Source organism: Cedecea neteri (assembly GCF_000757825.1).
Lineage (GTDB): Bacteria > Pseudomonadota > Gammaproteobacteria > Enterobacterales > Enterobacteriaceae > Cedecea > Cedecea selenatireducens.
Genome location: NZ_CP009451.1, coordinates 4,475,913 through 4,492,209 on the forward strand (window position 1 = coordinate 4,475,913; position 16,297 = coordinate 4,492,209).

General features: G+C 56.5%; 20 protein-coding genes. 5 read left to right on the plus strand and 15 right to left on the minus strand.

All coding sequences use genetic code 11. The features are described from left to right. Window positions 1–160: 160 nt before the first annotated feature. The 13 genes from fliR to fliF all read right to left on the minus strand — a co-directional run bounded on the left by fliR (window position 161) and on the right by fliF (window position 10,783). Window positions 161–946 (minus strand): flagellar biosynthetic protein FliR, encoded by a 786-nt coding sequence (gene fliR, locus JT31_RS20685; protein ID WP_038481591.1) that lies wholly within the window; start codon window positions 944–946, stop codon window positions 161–163. Beyond that, a complete protein-coding gene (gene fliQ / locus JT31_RS20690) occupies window positions 943–1,212 on the minus strand; it encodes a flagellar biosynthesis protein FliQ (RefSeq protein WP_008458124.1) in 270 nt (89 codons plus the stop codon). The genes fliR and fliQ overlap by 4 nt, the downstream gene beginning before the upstream one ends. Before the next feature lie 12 nt (window positions 1,213–1,224). Further along, the gene (fliP, locus tag JT31_RS20695) at window positions 1,225–1,965 is read right to left on the minus strand and encodes a flagellar type III secretion system pore protein FliP (RefSeq protein ID WP_038481596.1); all 741 of its coding nucleotides are present in this window, start codon (window positions 1,963–1,965) and stop codon (window positions 1,225–1,227) included. Beyond that, window positions 1,965–2,345 (minus strand): flagellar biosynthetic protein FliO, encoded by a 381-nt coding sequence (fliO, locus tag JT31_RS20700; RefSeq protein WP_038481599.1) that lies wholly within the window; start codon window positions 2,343–2,345, stop codon window positions 1,965–1,967. The genes fliP and fliO overlap by 1 nt, the downstream gene beginning before the upstream one ends. Continuing rightward, window positions 2,346–2,756 (minus strand): flagellar motor switch protein FliN, encoded by a 411-nt coding sequence (fliN, locus tag JT31_RS20705; RefSeq protein ID WP_008458131.1) that lies wholly within the window; start codon window positions 2,754–2,756, stop codon window positions 2,346–2,348. Further along, a complete protein-coding gene (gene fliM / locus JT31_RS20710) occupies window positions 2,753–3,757 on the minus strand; it encodes a flagellar motor switch protein FliM (RefSeq protein ID WP_038481602.1) in 1,005 nt (334 codons plus the stop codon). The genes fliN and fliM overlap by 4 nt, the downstream gene beginning before the upstream one ends. Window positions 3,758–3,761: 4 nt before the next feature. Next, a complete protein-coding gene (fliL, locus tag JT31_RS20715; RefSeq protein WP_038481606.1) occupies window positions 3,762–4,229 on the minus strand; it encodes a flagellar basal body-associated protein FliL in 468 nt (155 codons plus the stop codon). Between the two features lie 121 nt (window positions 4,230–4,350). Beyond that, complete coding sequence (locus JT31_RS20720; RefSeq protein WP_038481609.1) at window positions 4,351–5,601, minus strand: flagellar hook-length control protein FliK; 1,251 nt, start codon at window positions 5,599–5,601, stop codon at window positions 4,351–4,353. Beyond that, entirely contained in the window at window positions 5,598–6,041 is a 444-nt protein-coding gene (gene fliJ / locus JT31_RS20725; RefSeq protein WP_038481612.1) for a flagellar export protein FliJ, read from the minus strand. The genes JT31_RS20720 and fliJ overlap by 4 nt, the downstream gene beginning before the upstream one ends. A 12-nt stretch (window positions 6,042–6,053) precedes the next feature. After that, window positions 6,054–7,412, minus strand: a complete 1,359-nt coding sequence (gene fliI, locus JT31_RS20730) for a flagellar protein export ATPase FliI (protein ID WP_038481615.1) — start codon at window positions 7,410–7,412, stop codon at window positions 6,054–6,056. Next, window positions 7,412–8,107: a flagellar assembly protein FliH gene (gene fliH, locus JT31_RS20735; protein WP_038481617.1), complete on the minus strand. Its 696-nt coding sequence runs from the start codon at window positions 8,105–8,107 to the stop codon at window positions 7,412–7,414. The genes fliI and fliH overlap by 1 nt, the downstream gene beginning before the upstream one ends. Further along, entirely contained in the window at window positions 8,100–9,092 is a 993-nt protein-coding gene (gene fliG, locus JT31_RS20740) for a flagellar motor switch protein FliG (RefSeq protein ID WP_038481620.1), read from the minus strand. Before fliG ends, fliH begins: the two co-directional genes overlap by 8 nt. Then, window positions 9,089–10,783: a flagellar basal-body MS-ring/collar protein FliF gene (gene fliF / locus JT31_RS20745; RefSeq protein ID WP_038481623.1), complete on the minus strand. Its 1,695-nt coding sequence runs from the start codon at window positions 10,781–10,783 to the stop codon at window positions 9,089–9,091. Before fliF ends, fliG begins: the two co-directional genes overlap by 4 nt. A gap of 229 nt (window positions 10,784–11,012) precedes the next feature. Between fliF and fliE the strand changes: the two genes are divergently transcribed. The 3 genes from fliE (at window position 11,013) to JT31_RS20760 (ending at window position 13,836) form a co-directional block, all read left to right on the plus strand. Then, window positions 11,013–11,327 carry a flagellar hook-basal body complex protein FliE gene (gene fliE / locus JT31_RS20750; RefSeq protein WP_038481626.1) on the plus strand — a complete coding sequence of 105 codons (315 nt, stop codon included), beginning with the start codon at window positions 11,013–11,015 and terminating at the stop codon, window positions 11,325–11,327. 627 nt (window positions 11,328–11,954) lie between these two features. Further along, the gene (locus JT31_RS22805; protein ID WP_052049031.1) at window positions 11,955–12,674 is read left to right on the plus strand and encodes a YadA C-terminal domain-containing protein; all 720 of its coding nucleotides are present in this window, start codon (window positions 11,955–11,957) and stop codon (window positions 12,672–12,674) included. A gap of 307 nt (window positions 12,675–12,981) precedes the next feature. Further along, entirely contained in the window at window positions 12,982–13,836 is an 855-nt protein-coding gene (locus JT31_RS20760) for a MurR/RpiR family transcriptional regulator (protein WP_038481629.1), read from the plus strand. Between the two features lie 31 nt (window positions 13,837–13,867). Here JT31_RS20760 and yedF read toward each other — a convergent pair whose 3' ends face one another. After that, the gene (yedF, locus tag JT31_RS20765; RefSeq protein WP_016537040.1) at window positions 13,868–14,104 is read right to left on the minus strand and encodes a sulfurtransferase-like selenium metabolism protein YedF; all 237 of its coding nucleotides are present in this window, start codon (window positions 14,102–14,104) and stop codon (window positions 13,868–13,870) included. Then, the gene (yedE, locus tag JT31_RS20770; RefSeq protein ID WP_038481632.1) at window positions 14,101–15,315 is read right to left on the minus strand and encodes a selenium metabolism membrane protein YedE/FdhT; all 1,215 of its coding nucleotides are present in this window, start codon (window positions 15,313–15,315) and stop codon (window positions 14,101–14,103) included. The genes yedF and yedE overlap by 4 nt, the downstream gene beginning before the upstream one ends. 195 nt (window positions 15,316–15,510) lie before the next feature. Between yedE and yedD the strand changes: the two genes are divergently transcribed. Then, the gene (yedD, locus tag JT31_RS20775; protein WP_038481635.1) at window positions 15,511–15,936 is read left to right on the plus strand and encodes a lipoprotein YedD; all 426 of its coding nucleotides are present in this window, start codon (window positions 15,511–15,513) and stop codon (window positions 15,934–15,936) included. A gap of 47 nt (window positions 15,937–15,983) precedes the next feature. Then, window positions 15,984–16,139: a hypothetical protein gene (locus JT31_RS23900; RefSeq protein WP_158399827.1), complete on the plus strand. Its 156-nt coding sequence runs from the start codon at window positions 15,984–15,986 to the stop codon at window positions 16,137–16,139. The last annotated feature ends 158 nt before the right edge of the window (window positions 16,140–16,297 follow it).

Below are 16,297 nucleotides of genomic sequence, written 5' to 3' on the forward strand. Positions count from 1 at the left end.
GTTGCCTATAATTTGCCAGGAATGTTCTTAAAGTAAAGTGAATGTTGCGTATTGTGAGCAAGGTAAAAACTTATATTCCGCGCCAGATATATCTTGGCGGATGTTATTAACAATTTTTTTTAGGAATATCCTCAGAGAGGCATCATGAAGGGTGTGGGAATTAATTTGCGGGGATTTCGCTGACTATATCCGCGAGAAGGTCAAAAATCTCGCCGAATAAATGCTCGGTGAAGGGGGCGATAAGCGGCATCATTACCATAAAAATTAGCATCCCGATAGACAAGGTGACCGGAAAGCCGATAACAAATACCGATAGCTGGGGCGCCATACGGTTTAACAGGCCCAGGGCGATGTTAAGGGTAAGTAACAAAGTGACTAACGGCAGCGCCAGCATCAGGCCATTGAGGAATATAAGCCCGCCTGCTCGCGTCAGCGCCATAAAGGCGTTGCCGTTGATCGGATTGCCGCCGATGGGCAAGGTGTGAAAGGTATCGACCAGCATCGAAATCAGCCATAAATGGCCGTTAAAGGTGAGAAACAGCAGCATCGCCAGAATATCCAGAAACCTGGCCAGTACCGGCATGTTGAGGCGGCTGCCGGGATCGAAGAACGTGGCAAAGGAAAGGCCCATCTGCAGGCCAACAATTTCCCCGGCGGTACGCACGGCGGCAAACGCGAACTGCATCGTAAAACCCAGCGCTACGCCAATAAGAATTTGCTGCATTGCCAGCCAAAACCCGGCGGCGGAAAAAATCGTTACGCCGGTTGCGGGCAGGGAAGGCGCAATGATGAAAGTTATCATCAGGCCGAGGCCGATTTTGACGCGCTTGGGGATCGAACGCTCGCTAAGAATTGGCGCCGACATGATAAGCGCGAGCACGCGCAGCAGCGGCCAAAAATAGAGACTCAGCCAGTTAAGCCACTGGTTGCTGTCAACGTGGATCATCCAATGGTGTTCGGCAGATTAGTCAGCAGAGAGCGCATGTAGTCCAGCAGCAGGTTGAGCATCCACGGCCCGGCGATAACGATAGTCACGAACACCGCCAGGATTTTTGGAATGAAAGACAGCGTCATTTCGTTAATCTGCGTCGCCGCCTGCAGCAGGCTGATGACCAGGCCGCTTATCAGCGCCACCAGCAGCAGAGGTGCCGCAAGGGCAAGGGCGACCTTCATGGCTTCGGTGCCCATCATCATGACCGATTCTGGCGTCATTTTCTCTCTCCGCTAGCTGTAAAAACTTTGCGCTAATGAACCCACCAACAGCTGCCAGCCGTCTACCAGCACGAAAAGCATCAGCTTAAAGGGCAGGGCAATTGTCGCAGGGGGAACCATCATCATCCCGAGCGCCATCAGGACGCTGGCAATCACGAGGTCAATAATCAGGAACGGGATAAACACCGTAAAGCCAATCTGGAACGCCGTTTTCAGCTCGCTGGTGACGTAAGCAGGCAGCAGGATGCGCATAGGCACGGCTTCCGGCCCCTGCAGCGGCTGCGTATTGGCGAGGCGAGCAAACAGCGCCAGGTCTGCTTCACGCGTCTGGCGCAGCATAAACTCACGCAGCGGCTGAGCGCCTTTATCGATGGCGACTTCCATCGATATTTTGTCTTCGCTGAAAGGCTGGTAGGCGTCGCTATAAATTTTGTCGAACACCGGCGACATAATAAAAAATGTCAGAAACAAAGCCAGGCCGACCAGCACCTGGTTAGGCGGTGCGGACGGGGTGCCGAGGGCGTTACGCAGCAGGCCAAACACAATAATGATGCGCGTGAAGCTGGTCATCATCAGCAGAATGGCCGGCAGGAAGGTCAGGGAAGTAATAAAGACCAGCGTTTGCACCGGCAGCGACCAGCTCTGCCCGCCGTTGGCGAGGGGCTGGCTTATCAGGCCCGGTAACTGCGCAAAGGCGGCGGCAGGGAGCAGCAAAAATAAGCCCGGTAACGAGAGCGTTAGCAACCGTTTCATCAATCTTTCCCGTTACGTTTAAGCAGGTTCTTCATCAATTTCTGGAAATCAGCAGGCGCAGGCGCTTTTTCCACAACGTCTGCGGCAGGCGCCGGAGGCAATGTGTGCAGATGGGTTATTTGGGTGGACGTCACGCCGAGCACCAGGCGAGCGTCCTCAACGTCCACCACCACCACGCGCTCGCGCGGGCCTACGCTCACGCTGGCGCTAATATTCAGCGACTTTTTTACGCCAACGCCCGCGCCGGTGAAACCAAAGCGCCTGGCCAGCCAGGCGGCCACCAGGATAAAAATAACAATACCGGCCAACGCGCCGCTCACCTGAACAAGCGGCGAGCTGGCGTTGACAGTAGGCTGACTGACGGTGGCCTGGGTTTTCATTTAGCGGCTCAGGCGACGCATACGTTCTGACGGGGTAATGATGTCGGTAATACGTACGCCGTATTTGTCGGCCACCACCACCACTTCACCCTGGGCAATCAGGTAACCGTTGATCAGAATATCCAGCGGCTCACCGGCCAGCCCGTCGAGCGCCACCACGGAACCCTGCGTCAGGCGCAGCAGCTCTTTGATGGTCATACGGGTGCGGCCCAGTTCGACGGTCAGTTTGACCGGAATATCCATAATCAGGTCGATATCCTGCACGTTACCGGCAATATCGTTACCTTCCAGCGCGCGGAACACGTTGTCTGCGGTACTTTTTCCGGAACTTTTCTGCTCGTTTAACGCATCAGCCCACAGATCGTCCACTGAGCCTGCATTGTCATCGGACGGTTGATTAATATCACTCATTTGGGCTGTTCCTCATTCAGCGAATTCAATATCGGGTTGATCAAATGTTCGACGCGCAGGGCATACTGACCGTTGACCGTGCCGTACTGGCTGGTCAATACCGGTACGCCGTCTACATGCGCGATAATACGATCTGGCTTTTCGATGGGCAGCACATCGCCAGGTTTCAGTTTTAGGATTTGGGACAACCGCAGCGGGATATCGGCGAAGTTCGCCACCAACTCCAGCTCGGAATGCTGCACCTGACGCACCAGGGTGTCGCGCCAGCTTTGATCTTCCTGACGTGAGTTCTCCAGCGGAGGATTCACCAGCAGCTCGCGCAGCGGCTCAATCATGCTGAACGGCAGACAGATGTTGAACTCACCGGTCAGGTTGCCAATTTCGACGTGGAACGGGGTGTTAACCACGATGTCGTTAGGCGACGTGGTGATATTGGTAAACTTGACCTGCATTTCCGAACGAACGTATTCCACGTCCAGCGGATAAATCGCCTTCCACGCGTCGCTGTAGGATTCCAGCGCCAGCTTCAGCATGCGGTTGATAACGCGCTGCTCGGTGTGGGTGAACTCGCGGCCTTCCACTTTGGTCGGGAAGCGCCCGTCACCGCCGAACAGGTTGTCGACCGCAATAAACACCAGGCTTGGTGAAAAGACCAGCAGCCCGGTGCCGCGCAGCGGCTTAAGGTGGATCAGGTTCAGGTTGGTTGGCACCGGCAGGTTGCGGGCAAACTCGTGGTACGGCTGAATACGAATCGCCCCGACGGTAATGTCCGGGCTACGGCGCAGCAGGTTAAACAGCCCCATACGGAACTGACGAGAAAAACGCTCGTTAATGATTTCCAGCGCCTGCAGGCGCTCACGCACAACGCGACGCTGGGTGTTCGGGTCATAAGGACGAATGTCGGTTTCGCCCGGCGTCCCGGCCTTCGGCTCGTCTTTATTCTCACTGTCGCCGTTTAACAGCGCATCGATTTCGGCCTGAGAAAGAATACTGTCGCCCATGGAGTTACCGCAAAATAAAGGCGGTATACAGCACGTCGCTGACTACCTGTTGAGGTTGCCCGGCGACCAGAGGCGGCGCCAGAGTAGTTTTGATCGCTTCTACCAGCTTCTGCTTGCCCGCATCGGTGGCTAGCTGGTTAGCATCCTGACGAGAAAACAGCAGCAGCAGGCGGCTGCGGACTTCTGGCAGGAATTCGCTCAGGCGCTGGCGGGTGGCTTCATCTTTCAGGCGAAGCGTAACGCCGATGTACAGGACGCGATCCGCATCACCCAGATTGACGGTAAAGGTATCCAGAGCGAAGAACACTGGCGCAGGCGGTGGCTCAGGCGCTTTGGCCTGGGCAGTGGCTGGCGTTTGCTGCATGCGCCAGTAGCTATAGCCTGCGGTTGCGCATGCGGCGAGTGTGATAAGAACCAGTATCGGCACCCAGATGGCGCGCTTACGGCCTTTCGTGATAGCGGTATCAGTCATTGAACGCTTTATTCCTGTATCGGTACTGCTGAATAGCAATTATCCCGTGTCTCCGGGCGGTCAAAGCCCGGAAAACACGCGTTTATTGTCGCTAGCTCTGGCGTTTACCCGTCAACGGGGCTCAGGCAAAGATATCCACCGCGCCGTTGCTGTTGGCCAGACGCTGCAGGCTATCGGCCACCGGCAACGGTTCTGCGTCGCTGCCGTTAAGCGAGAAACGCTCCGTGCCGCGGGCGCTTTGCTGCTGTTGCTGTTGGCCAGATTGCTGCTGGGCAAAGCTTTCGCTGCTGATGTTGCTCTGCCCCAGTTGAATACCGCTTTCCGCCAGCGCCGTGCGCAGGGTTGGCAGCGCGGCTTCCAGCGCGGCACGCACGTGGCTGTGCGGGGACATCATCTGCAGCTGCGCCTGGTTATCTTCTAGTTTTAGACTAATTTGCACCTGACCGAGATCTTCCGGGTGCAATCTCAGCTCGGCGCTGTGCTGGCCCTGGCGGGTGAACAGCGTCACGTGCTGAGAAATCTGCTGTTGCCACTCATGGCTTCCCAACTGGGCGCTGATCATCGGCGCCGTTGGGGTGGCGATGTGCGTGGTCGTCGGGGTGGCGATGGTGGCGCTGCTGATGGCCGGGGTTATCTGAGGCGTAACCGGGGCCGTGTTATTTACCTGCAGAGGCGCGTTGTCACGGCCGTCGCCACCTTTGTTGGCGGCCAGTTGGGCTTTGTCGTCAGCGGGCTGCTGAGCCATGGAGGCAGCCGTTGCCGCTGCGGTTTTGCTGTCAACAAGGGCCGAGGTTGCCGGGGCCGCTTTTTTAGCGTTAGCGTCGGCCGGCAGTAGGCTATCCGTGGCACTTTTGCCTGCGGAATTACCCGCCGTGGTCAGCGCAGATAACGCTTTTGTATCGATGCTGGCACCGGTTTTACCCAGCGTCGCGGGCTGTGCGGCGGAAACCGGCTGCGGCAGCATGGCAAGCAGTGCGCTCAGCGTTTGCAGCTCGGCGTCGCTCAGCGGCTTGTCGCTTTTGGCGTCTTTATCTGCCAGTTCTGGCTTGCCGCTCGCGTCGGTTTTACCGATGGAGGCGAGCAGGGCGGACAGCGCTTCTGGCTGCTCCGGCGTACTGAGCAATTCGTTCAGCACCGTCTGGCCGTCTTTGGCGTCGCCTTTCGCTGCGTTAGTGGCCGCGACTTTGCTTAAGGCCGCTCCCAGAGGCAGAGATTTGCCGTCTTCCAGCTCGACCTTGCCCGGCAGCGCTTTACTCAGCAAATCTAAAAAGCCTTCGCCGAAGCCTTTGCCATCCGCGCCCGTACCTTTTACATCCCCGGTCGCAGCGGTATCGGCCCCGTTGTTTAACAGAATTTTTGGCAATGCGATCATTCACCTTTCCTCAATGTGGCCCGCTGGGCGTATTCGTCCATCTGCTTCTGATCGAGTCTGTTCTCTGCGAGCAACAGCTCCGCTGCCTTTCTGTCCTGCAGGGTTTGCCATGCCTGCAGGCGCTTTTGTTTTTCCTGCCACGCGCCCAATGCCTGGTCGACTTTATTGGTCCACTGCATCAGCTGCTGGCGGTGCTGGTCGATAGCTTTTTCCAGCGTGCGTATAAACTGCTGGTAGTTTTGCCAGCGGGTGCTGGCAATCCCCTGGCTCATGTTGTTATTCAGGCTGTTGCTGTACTCAAACTGATAGTTAATCAGCATATTGAGCTGCTCTTCTGCCTGTTGACAGCCCCGGCGCATCTCCCCTAAACGAATCGCCGCTTTTTCTACTTCCTGGGCGGCGAGCTCACGTAATGTATCCAGTGCGCTGTTTTGGTTCATGGTCACCTCTCATCAAACCGTTGGGAAGAGCGCCTCCAGTGCGAGGCAGGCTTCTTCCCAGCTTGCGCGTTCAAAAATGCCTTGTTGCAGGAATGCTTCCAGATGCGGCCACAGTTCAATGGCCTTATCGAGCATCGGATCGCTGCCTTTGGCGTAAGCCCCCACGCTGACCAAATCACGGTTGCGCTGGAAGCTGGATAACAGCTGTTTGAAACGACGTACCCGGGCGTAATGCTGCTCGGTAATCAACGATGTCATGGCACGGCTGATAGAAGCTTCGATGTCGATGGCCGGGTAGTGGCCCGCTTCTGCCAGGCGGCGCGACAGCACAATGTGGCCGTCAAGAATGGCTCGCGCGGAGTCGGCAATCGGGTCCTGCTGATCGTCGCCTTCGGTGAGTACGGTATAAAAAGCGGTAATCGAACCGCCGCCGTGAATGCCGTTGCCCGCGCGTTCAACCAGCGCCGGGAGCTTGGCGAATACCGAAGGCGGATAGCCTTTGGTGGCCGGCGGTTCGCCGATGGCGAGGGCAATTTCACGCTGCGCCATCGCGTAACGGGTCAGCGAGTCCATGATCAGCAGCACGTGCTGGCCACGGTCGCGGAAGTCTTCTGCGATACGCGTGGCGTAGGCGGCGCCCTGCATGCGCAGCAGCGGGGAAACGTCCGCCGGAGCGGCAATGACTACCGAACGCGCACGGCCTTCGGCACCGAGAATGTTCTCGATAAAATCTTTTACTTCACGCCCACGTTCGCCTATCAGGCCCACGACGATTACGTCGGCCTGGGTGTAACGCGCCATCATGCCGAGCAGGACGCTTTTACCGACGCCGGAGCCGGCAAACAGGCCCATACGCTGGCCGCGACCTACGGTCAGCAGGGCGTTAATCGGGCGTACGCCAACGTCGAGGACATGTTCAATGGCCGTACGCTGGAGCGGGTTAAACGGCGCAGCGCCAAGCGCGCCCATCAGGTCGGTATCCGGTGAAGGCAGGCCGTCGAGCGGGCGACCGCTGCCGTCAAGCACGCGCCCCAGCAGCGCCGGGCCGAGCGGTAATTTTTTACCGCTGTGCAGGCCTTCCGCCGTGGCCGAGCGGGCATAAACCCTGGCCCCTGGCAAAATGCCTTCGACTTCTTCGAGCGGCATCAGGAACAGCTTGTGGCCGTTAAAACCGACCACTTCACATTCGACTTCGCGATCGTGCTGCTCAATGATGCAGGTCGCTCCCAGCGGCAGCTGCAGGCCGGTGGCTTCCAGAACCAGGCCGGTGGCGCGGGTCAGGCGGCCGTAGCGACGAACGGACGGCAGTTCTACCATCCGCGCTTCGAAGTTATCGAGCGTGTTCAGCCAACGGGTGAGGCGGGCGGTCATCAGAGCACTCCCGGCGCGGCCAGACGGCAAAGTTCTTGCCAGCGGGTAGCCACGCTGGCGTCGAGATCGCCCTCATCGGCGGAGACTTTGCAGCCGCCCTGATGCAGGCCTGGGTCACCGCGAAGGCGCCAGCCGTGCAGGCTTAGCGTGGCACCCAGCATTTCTTCTACCCGCTGCAAATCATCCGGGTGGACGCGAAGCTGCGGTTTACCGCTGAACAACGGCTCCTGCATCAGCAGCCCCTGAATCTGTTTGATCAGCGCATTGTTATCGACCGCTGGCGTCTCGCCGATGACCTGGCGAGCGGCTTCCAGCGCCATTTGCATCAGGCGGGAGGCGATAACGCTGTCCAGCGCGTCCAGCGTGTACTGGAACTCGCTCACCAGCTGCTGCATACGTGCGTGCACCGGAGCCTGCTGCTGACGGGCTTCATTGATGCCCTGCTCAAGCCCCTGCTGGAATCCGGCCTTGCGGCCTTCTTCTACGCCCTGATCGTGCCCTGCGGCAAAGCCCGCGCTGTGGCCCTGTTCACGCGCCTGAGCCTGCATCATCGCCAGCGTTTGCTGGAGGTCCGGCTCGCTTTCCTGCTCTTCCTCTTCTGTACTGGCTTCCGGCATCACAATCTCTTCGAAAACCGGCGTTGGGAAGGCAAGGTCGTCAGGCGTCCAGCGTTTCCATGGCAGCGTATTAGACATAGGTATCCTCGCTGGTGCCGATTACCATTTCGCCGGTCTCCGCCAGGCGACGCACGATGAGCAGGATAGCTTTCTGTTCGTTTTCGACCTGCGACAGACGTACCGGGCCACGGTTGGCAAGGTCGTCGCGCAGGATGTCCGCCGCACGCTGGGACATGTTGCGCAGGAACTTCTCGCGCAGGGCCTGTTCCGCGCCTTTGAGGGCGATAAGCAGAGATTCGGACTCCACTTCCTGCAGAAGACGCTGGATGCTGCGGTCGTCGACGGCCACGAGGTTTTCGAACAGGAACATCTCGTCGATGATTTTCTGCGCCAGCTCGCCGTCGAAGTCGCGCACGGCGGTAATAACGGCCTCTTCCTGCTGGGTTTTCATCAGGTTGATGATTTCCGCAGCGGTTCTTACGCCGCCCATTTTGCTGCGCTTGAGGTTCTGGCCGTCGAGCAGGTTGTTCAGTACCTCGGTCAGCTCCGCCAGCGCGGCAGGCTGGACGCCGCCAAAGGTGGCGATACGCAGCATCACGTCGTTGCGCAGGCGCTCGTCGAACAGCGCCAGAATGTCCGCGGCCTGGCCACGCTTGAGGTGAACCAGAATGGTGGCGATGATCTGCGGGTGCTCGTCGCGAATAAGGTCTGCGGCGCTCTGCGGCTCCATAAAGTTGAGCGTTTCGATGCCGCTCGTGGTGTCGCGCGTTTCGAGAATATCTTCCAGCAGGCTGGAGGCGCGTTCTTCGCCCAGCGCCTTGATCAATACGGTACGCAGGTAGTCGTTGGCGTTGATGCTCAGCGCCGCGAACTGTTCTGCTTCCTGCTCAAACTCCGCCAGCACTTCGGTCAGGACTTTGTTGGAGATCTGATGGGTGTTCGCCATCGCGGCACTTAAATGCTGCACTTCACGCGGGCTGAGGTGCTTGAACACCTCCGCGGCGCGGTCTTCACCAATGGTCATCAGCAGGATGGCGCTCTTTTCGGTTCCGGTCATACTCATATTTCAGTACTCATCCATTGGCGGATCACCAGCGCGACTACGCGAGGATCGTTATCGGACATATCACGAATTCGCTGACTCATGACTTCTGCGCTCAGGCGCTGGTTAGCTTTACGCTGCTGCTGTTGCTCGTCACGGCTAAGCGTAACGGCCACGGCTTCTTCTTCGGCTTTAACGCTCTGCTTCGCTTCGTTAGTGGCTTTCAGGATTTCCGCGCGGCGAGTCAGCTGCGGACGAATCGCTTTACGCCATATCAGCCAGGCAACAATCAGCACAATCAGCCAGCGACCTGCGGAGAGCAGCATGTCGAAGAAGGCCGGAGACTTCCAGAATGGCAGGCTGCTGCCGGCGTCGTCTTCGGTGGCGGTAAACTGAGAGTTGACCACGTTCAGGGTGTCGCCACGGGTTTCTGAATAGCCCATCGCTTCACGCGTCAGGTTTTCAATCTGCTTCATCTGATCGGCGGTCAGCGGCAAAGGTTTGCCGTCGGCAAGCGTGCGGTAGTTCACCACCACGGCTACCGACAGGCGCTGGATATCGCCCACGTTCAGCTTGGTGTGGCGAATGGTGCGGTCCACTTCATAGTTGGTGGTTTCGTCACGTGACGTGTTGCTGCTGCCGTTCTGGCTGGACGTGCTGGTCTGGTTCTGCTGGCCGTTATTGGCCTGCTGATTGGCCTGGTTATTGTTCTGCGGCGGCGTTGAAATTGGCGCCGTGTTAGCCGGAGCGGGCTGGTTGGAAAGCGCGCCCGGCACGCCGCCAGGGAACTGGCCGTTAACCTGAGAGGTCTGGTTCAGCTGGCGTGAACGCACCGCCGTTTGAGCCGGATCGCCGTTCGGGTGGTATTGCTCTTCGGTCTGCTCTTTATTAGCAAAATCAATCTGCGCGGTGACCTGGGCGTGAACGTTGCCGTTGCCGACAATCGGCCCGAGGATAGATTCAATGCGGCGCTGGTAGCGGCTTTCAACGTCGTTGGCGTATTTGAGCTGCGCATCGTTAAGATCGCGTCCGGCGTTGTTCGACTGAGTCAGCAGGTGGCCTGCCTGGTCAACCAGCGTGACGTTACCCGGCGGTAAACCCGCCACGGCGCTGGAAACCATGTGCACGACGGCGTTGATTTGCCCTTCGTCCAGCGCGCGGCCAGGTTCAAGGCTCAGGGTAACGGAGGCGGAAGGGGATTTTTGCTCACGAACAAACAGAGAAGGTTTTGGCATCGCAAGGTGAACGCGGGCGTTTTTCACCGGGCCAAGCGTTTCGATAGTGCGGGCCAGTTCGCCTTCCAGCGCGCGCTGGTAGTTCACCTGCTCGCTAAACTGACTGATACCAAACTTTTCCTGATCCAGAAGCTCGAAGCCCACGGCACCGCCTTTCGGCAGACCTTGCTGAGCCAGGCGTAGACGCAGATCGTAGACGTTATCTGCCGGGACCATAATGGCGCTACCGTTGTCTGAGAAGCGGTAGGGGATATTCATTTGCTGAAGCTGGGTCACAATCGCGCCCCCATCCTGATCGGCGAGATTGCTGTAAAGCACGCGGTAATCAGGCGCTTTTGCCCACAGTACCAGGGCCACCAGCACGGCAACGGCGGCGGCTCCGCCCATCATCAGCGGAATTCTTGGATTTGCACGAAGGCGATTCAACCACTCAAGAGTCTTGTTTTGCGGCGTTTGTGCCTGAGCAGCAGTGGTCATTCCACACCTCGCGGCTTAGCGTTGACAAAATTTTTAGAGTAATGAGTGAACAAGACTGACTCCCGGGTCGACAAACACGACAAAAGTTCCATATGGATGGCAGTGTCATTATTTTCGTTTCGGGAAATTTCGATGGCTGAATTAGCTCTATTTTTTACGTCTATTTAACGCCTTTATCCTATTGACAAGGTGGTAATCTTGTCCCGCTTAACAAAAACGGGGCTAAAAAATGGCAATTCAGGGTATCGAAGGCGTACTGCAACAACTTCAGACGACCGCGCTGGCGGCGACCAATCCCGCGGCATCGGCTGCTGCGCCAACGGTCAGTTTTGCCGGCGAGCTGCAGGCTGCTTTAGGACGCATCAGCGAAACGTCCAATACCGCGCGCGCGCAGTCAGAGAAGTTTGCCCTGGGCACCCCTGGCGTAGCGCTGAATGACGTAATGGTCGATTTGCAAAAATCTTCCGTTTCTCTGGCGATGGGCATTCAGGTACGCAACAAGCTGGTTGCAGCCTACCAGGAAGTGATGAACATGCAGGTGTAGTGGCACCAGCACGGTTTTAGCGGGGAAAAGGTCTGCGACGGGCCTTTTACTCCTCTATTACAAGCACTATTAATTATCATTCTTATTTCAATTCTGTATTATTCCGCACGCTAAACCTTTTTATAATATTCGATTAACAACTGAATATTTCATATGAAAGACACTCAGAATTTTCTCGTTTTATGCCCAATGAATGCTAAATGGCATGACGCAGATCAAACTTTCCCCCCGCATTGCAATGCATATTCAGCGCCGGAATTATCACACATTATTATTATTTTATTTTTTTCTGGGTGATATTCGAACAGGTTCATATCGCATCAGGGAAATGAATAGCCGACCATAAGTATATTGTTAATTGAAAAATGACAGCGTGACGACTGAACGTCCTGCTGGGCTGTCGGGTGCGCGCCTCATGGGGTGAGAGAAAGGTCGAGGGTTAAAGAAAGTCGATAAAGCTTATTTAATTTCTGGCGAAACTATTAAGGGAATAACGTATTAAATAAAGAAGAGTGATGGTGCTTAATAAATTATTGAGGTGATAGTTAACCGGTTGCAGCCGGTTAACTATCGATTTGATCGGATTTTACTAAATCTTCACAAGCGAATATATAGTAGGTTTTTAGCATGAAAAAGGCAACTTTAGCGTTAATTCTGGGCGTTTTTATTAGTCATTATTCCTGGGCCGACGAAACTTCTTATGAGGTAACGGGCAATAACGGAAAATTCACGATAGTGGCGGATACCCTCGGCGGAAACACGGTGTCAGGATTGGCCGGCGTCTACAATCTCGATCAGTTCGATATTGACGTAAAAAGAAATGCCAGGGTTTTGCTTGCAACTGAAGCAGGCGTGAGTGCTAACCAGGCGGCGATTGCTTCGCTGGGCCAGGATGTTCTGGGCGTACAAAATACCGGGGTTTATGCACGTTCAAGAGCTGACGCCGCCATGGCAAATACTGAAGCCAACAAAGCCGCGCTTCAGGCAACTAATCAGGCGATGGCTGAGAATACTGCCGAACTGGCTAATCATGAGTCACGTATTGATGCCCTGGAAGCAAATACCGTCAACAGCAGTAGCTTTAACCGCTTAAAAGATCGGGTGGACGAAAACCGTCAACGTGCCTCTGCGGGTATCGCCGGCGTTGCCGCGATGGCTAACATTCCGCAGGTAACCCAGGGTGCGACGTTTTCCGTAGGCGCCGGGGCAGGCACAACCGACGGTGAGAGCGCGCTTGCGGTAGGGTTCTCCGCTCGTGCGACGGAAAGCACCGTGGTTAAAGCCTCCGTTTCAAACGATTCACAGCAAAACTTTGTTGTGGGCGCTGGTGCATCCCTGCAGTGGTAAACACGCTGCGCTAAAAAGCCCCTTATGGGGCTTTTTCTTTTAAGGGGATAAGTAATGCGTTTTTATCTAATCTTTCTGTTGGCGGCATTCAGCATTATGGGAGTTTGCATCGCGCTGATGCTGATTATCTCCCGCGTGATGGAGACTTATCTCTCCGTTTGTTGAGCGAAGTATCGTTTTTGCCAGTAAGATGGGTTTAATGCGCGCATTCGTTTGACGTGGAAAGTAATTCCACTGCAAAATCAGGATGATACCTTTACTGTGCCGGAAGGGACTTCCGGTCTAAATGGGAGAGTCCTGCCAGCCTATGACCCCGCAACAGACGCTAGAAGAGCATTACGAGACATTAACCCCCGAGCTGCAGCGAGCCGCTGACCTGAGCCTGCATAACGTGAAGGATTTGGTGGCGCTTTCGATGCGGGCTTTTGCTGCGCGGATTGGCGTAAAACCCGCGACGCTGCTGCGCCTGGCCCAGCGCCTGGGCTATGTCGGCTGGGGGGAATTCAAAACAGCTTTTATTCAGGAGCTTGGCCTGAGCCACGAAACGCATCAGGCAAGGGCCGAAAAACTGGTGGATAAAGGCAGCACGGCGTCACTCTATCAGGAAGTGTTTGACGCCCACGCGGTCAATCTTTCCCACACCGAGGCCGAAAACCCAGAGGCGATGGAAAAGGCGGTTGACGTGCTGGACGCCGCAGAACACGTCTATGTGTGCGGCTTTCGCGCCAGCTATTCTGTGGCCTACACGCTGTTTTATATCTATCGTCTGTTTAATAAGAACGTGTCGCTCATCGACGGCCAGGCGAGTAACTACGAAATATTTACCCGCGAGCTGACGCCAAAGGATGTGGTGCTGATGATAGGGTTTGCGCCGTATTCGCGTGAGTCGCTTGATGTGCTGGGCGCTGCCCGGCAGGCCGGAAGCAAAATCGTGGCGTTGACCGACTCCCCGCTTTCTCCCCTTGCGGAACACGCCACCAGCACGCTTTATTTCTCCGCGCACAGCCCGTCATTCTTTCCTTCAGTGGTGTCGGCGATGGGCATTGCTGAATGTTTACTGGCGATGCTGGTGGCAAAGCACGGGGACAGGGCGGTGGAGAAGATTGCCAGCGCGGAACGTTTCCTGTTGGACTCCGGCGCGTGGGTGAAGCCGGTCCGTTAGTAAAAGGGGCAACTCTCTGCCCCTTGTATCATTAGCGCTGAATAAGATAGCGAATGGTCGGGCCATCCTGCTGAATATCCAGCACCGTGTAGCCGTGGTTTTTGGCGTCGAGAGGAATGTTGTTGATGGACTGCGGGCAGTCGCTCACCACTTCCAGAATCTCGCCTTTTTTTAGCTGAGGCATTGCTTCAAGCGTTGCAACCGCCGGGTAAGGACAGGGCTCGCCCACCATATCCAGACGATAGTCAGGCACGATGTTCTGGCTCATGCGGTTTCTCCTGTTGGGGTGTTGATAGCCTGGTTTTTACGGCGGAAGAAGCGTTTCTCCCAGCCGACGATCAGCAGATAAGCGACGAGCAGCATCAGGTAAGTCACCAGCAGCCCGCCCAGCGGCCCAAAGGTATTCAGCAGGTTGACCTTGTCCCAGCTGGTGGCCAACGCGGGGGAAATATCATCCCAGAACCAGGCCAGCAGCGTAGAGCCAATAACGTTGCCCAGGCCAACCCACCAGTAGTGCACCTGGCCTTCAACCGCGCGATACATCCAGCCGGTTTCACAGCCACCGGCCAGCACGATGCCAAAGCCAAACAGCAGGCCACCGATAACCGCATTCGGCCCTGCCCACATGATTTTGGCTTCCACGCCGAGCTGCACATAGCTGAAGATGCCAATCGCGCTGACCGCCATTCCCAGAATAATGGCTTTTGCCATGTGGGTACGCCCGGTTATCCACATATCGCGGAAGGCCGAGGTAAAGCAGATCTGCGCGCGTTCGATAAGCAGCCCAAAGCCGACGCCAAACAGCATAGCCAGGCCCAGCTTCGGCTGGTTGATGGCGGTTAAACCGCCCCAGCCCAGCATGCCGATAAACACCAGCATCCCCATGCGGAAGCGGCGCTTAGCGCGGTCTGGCTGCTGCGTCAGCGGTGAGGCAGCGGAAACTTTTTGCAGCTTAACCGGGATGCGGAACATCGGCAGCAGGGTGAAGCGAGCGCCAAACCAGCAGCCGATGGCGGTTGCCAGGGCGAAGAACCACGCGTGCAGCGAGAACTGAGGGATCCCGGTAAAGAAAGCCGCGAGGTTGCAGCCCATCGCAAGCCTTGCGCCAAAGCCGGCAATGATGCCGCCGAGCACCGCCTGAATGATGCGGATACGGTGCTGAGGCAGGCGCAGCTTAACGTTGTTGGCCCACAGCGCCGCCGCGAAGCAGCCGCCAAACATGCCGAGGATCATCATGCCGTCGATGCGGGTTAACGGGCTGCCGTCGAGGTGGATGAGCTTGTAGTAACCCCATTCTTCGGCGTGAACGCCCATCAGCTGTAGCAGCTGGCCGCCCCAGCGGGTGAATTCGCCGGTGACCGCCCAGAAGGTGCCGGTGATGCCGAAGTAGTAGGTGGAGAGGATCCCGGCCGCTATCACGGCGGGCATCGGTTTCCAGAAGGTAATGAGATATTGCTGTTTGAAGGAGTGCCAGGTCATTGTTTTCGCCTCTGAACTCAGAAGAACGTGCCGCCAGGAGCGGAAGAGGGCGCGATCATACGCCTATCTTTTTTGCTTAACAGGCTGAAAAGACGAAAAATCAATCTGGATCAATTTTTATGCCTCGGGAGGAAGTGCTGGCAGGCCCAGGGCTTTAATGCCAAAATTATTTTTTCTCCGCAGTCAGGATAGACGATGAAGAAGCTTTTAGTATTGGCGGCGCTGGTGGCACTGAGCGGCTGCGTCGAGGTTAGAGATTATGGGCAGGTGGTGCGTACCGAGGCACCGGCAGGCATGGCAGGCTACTGGCAGTCCAGCGGGCCGCAGAGCGAGCTGGTGAGCCCGGAGGCCATTGCCTCGCTGGTCGTCACGCCTGAAGGTGATACCCTTGATTGCCGCCAGTGGCAGCGGGTGATTGCGGTTCCGGGTAAGCTGACGCATTTATCTGGCGATCTGCGTAACGTGACCGTTAAGCGTGAAATTTACGGCATCGAGCGTAACGGGGATACGCTGGAATATGCGGGCATGACTTTGAAGCGCGTGGATCGTTTGACGACCGAGTGCGCTGATTACCTGGCGAAAAATCCTTTGGGTGGGAAGTTATCCAAAGAGAAAAAATAAGGCCCCTCACCCTAACCCTCTCCCCAAAGGGGCGAGGGGATTTTATTGTGCAAATGTTTGGTTATGATTTCATTCGCTCACTCTTTTTAGGCTGTCTTGTCGATATTAATCCTAAGGCTTTTGCAGGATTGGCGACAGTTCCGTTCACTTCCAAACAAGTTTCATATGCTGCCATTGCACTGGTGAACGTGTCCGGGGTATAACGCCATCCCCCGGACAGCCCCGGCGCCCGGCGAGAGCCGGGAGGCAATTCAACCCTCACCCCGGCCCTCTCCCAGAGGGAGAGGGGGAAAACAGACGATGGGGAACATTGTTTATTCCCTCTCCCTTCCAGGGAGAGGGTTAGGGTGAGGGTAAAAAT